The 1945-nt window shown below is 70.9% G+C and carries 3 protein-coding genes; 1 reads left to right on the top strand and 2 read right to left on the bottom strand.

Features of this window, described 5'->3' with window-relative positions; all coding sequences use genetic code 11:
• Together G3I65_RS26380 and G3I65_RS26385 are read right to left on the bottom strand one after the other, a co-directional pair.
• Positions 1-352: response regulator (locus G3I65_RS26380; protein ID WP_160698499.1), on the bottom strand; the 352-nt coding region annotated here is incomplete at its 3' end.
• A gap of 100 nt (positions 353-452) precedes the next feature.
• Entirely contained in the window at positions 453-1439 is a 987-nt protein-coding gene (locus G3I65_RS26385) for an LLM class flavin-dependent oxidoreductase (protein ID WP_160698500.1), read from the bottom strand.
• Positions 1440-1570: 131 nt separating this feature from the next.
• Between G3I65_RS26385 and G3I65_RS26390 the strand changes: the two genes are divergently transcribed.
• Positions 1571-1945: acetyl-coenzyme A synthetase N-terminal domain-containing protein (locus tag G3I65_RS26390; protein ID WP_275940169.1), on the top strand; the 375-nt coding region annotated here is incomplete at its 3' end.

A 1945-nucleotide genomic window follows, 5' to 3' on the forward strand; every position in this document is an offset into this window, starting at 1 on the left:
CCAGCTCGCCGGGGGAGAAGGGCTTCACGAGGTAGTCGTCGGCGCCCAGGTCGAGCCCGACGATCCGGTCGGTCTCGCCGCTGCGGCCCGACAGCACGATCACGGGCAGCCCGGCGTGCTCGCCGTCGCGCAGCCGCCGCAGGACGTCGAGGCCGCCGACGCCGGGCAGCGCGAGGTCGAGGATGACGAGGTCCAGCCGGTCGCGCTCGATGGCCTCGAGCGCCCGCCTGCCGTCGGCCGCTTCGGTGACCCGGAACCCCTCGGCTTCCAGCTGCCAGGTGACGACGGTCCGCACCCGGGGGTCGTCGTCGACGACGAGGACCAGCCGGCTGCCGGGCAGCGTCGCATCCATCGCGGACTCCTTCACCGCCGTCCGGCCGCCACGCCGCGGCCCGCACCCATGGTGCCTCACCTGCGGCGCGGCGGCCAGACCAGCGCCGCGGGGGACGGCGTCAGGAGGACTCGACCTTCGGCATGATCTCCTCGGTCAGGCGCTTCAGGTCGTCGAGGGTCTTCGACGTCGGGACGTCGCGGAACGGCGGCCACAGCAGCGGCATCGTCAGGCCGGCGTCCTTGTAGCGCTTGAGGATGTCCTCGATCTGCTGGGCGCTGCCGGCCAGCAGGTTCGTGGCCTTGCCCGCCGGGGTCTGGTCCATCGGCTCGTCGGTGATGACGAACCAGATCATGCTGCACATCTCGAAGCCGTCGGGGAAGCCGCGGCCGAGCTCGCCCAGCTCGCGCTCCATCTCGCCCTTCCAGCGCTTGATGTCCTCCGGCGTGTCCTGGATGCCGATCCAGCCCTGCAGGCCGTACTTCGCGATGCGCTTGGCCGAGCGCTTCGGGTCCTTCAGGCCGGAGAAGAAGATCGGCGGCGGCTGCTGGATCGGCTTGTGTCCGAAGCCCGACAGCTCGAAGTCCGCGAATTCGCCGTGGTACTCGAACAGCTCGTTGGACCAGATGCCCTGCATGATCTCGATCGTCTCGCGCACGTGGCCGTGCCGGCGCGGGAACAGGTGCGGGACGCTGGCGGCGGCGAACTCCTCGGGCATCCAGCCGGAGCCGACGCCGACGTTGAGCCGGCCGCCCGACAGGTGGTCCTGGGTGGCCAGCTCGGCCGCGAGCACGCCGGGGGAGCGGTACGGGGTGTCGATGATGCTCATCCCGATGCGCACCTTCGTGGTCTTCGCCGCGAGCCACGGGATGAGCGTCATGCCCTGGAACCACTTGCCGCGCGAGACGACCGGGAGGGCCTTGGGCAGGTCGGTCATCATGCCGAACGGGTACTGCATCTCGGCGCGGTCGGAGCTCTCCGGGACGACGATCCGGTCGAGCGTCCAGACGGAGTCGAAGTCGAGGTCCTCGGCCAGCGCGGTGAGGTCTTCGAGCTCCTTGAGCGTCACCTCGTCGCGGAAGTTGGGCAGGTAGAGAGCGAGCTTCATGCGTCCGGCCTCCTCGAGACGTCGTCGTCAAGCGGATCGTGCGCCGGTCGGCTCAACCCGATCACACGTGATTCTCAAATCCCGGACAACAGCGCCGCCGCGCACCGCGGGCTGCCTTTAGGTTCCCCGGTATGGACGTGCTCTGGAGCCCCTCCGCGGACCGGATCGAGAACTCCCCGCTGCGCGCGTACCTCAACTGGCTGGAGCGGCGCGCAGGACGGCCGTTCCCCGACCACGACGCGCTGTGGGCGTGGTCGGTCGGGGACCTGGACCGGTTCTGGACCTCCGTGGCCGAGTACTACGACGTCGCCTTCAGCACGCCGTGGACGCGCGTGCGCACCGCCGATCCGATGCCGCGCACCCGCTGGTTCCCCGGCGGGCGGCTGAACTGGGCGCAGCACGCGCTGCGCCGCGGCGCCGACGACGGCACGGCGCTGGTGTGCGTCCGGGAGGGTGGCGAACCCGCGCGCGAGGTCACCTTCGGGCAGCTGCGGCGGTCGGTGGCG

Origin of the sequence: Amycolatopsis sp. SID8362, assembly GCF_010550475.1 — a bacterium.
Taxonomy (GTDB): Bacteria; Actinomycetota; Actinomycetes; order Mycobacteriales; family Pseudonocardiaceae; genus Amycolatopsis; species Amycolatopsis eburnea.

Coding starts and splice junctions, on each gene's coding strand:
- G3I65_RS26385 (WP_160698500.1), bottom strand. CDS start 1,439: ATGAAGCTCGCTCTCTACCTGCCCAACTTCCGCGACGAGGTGACGCTC.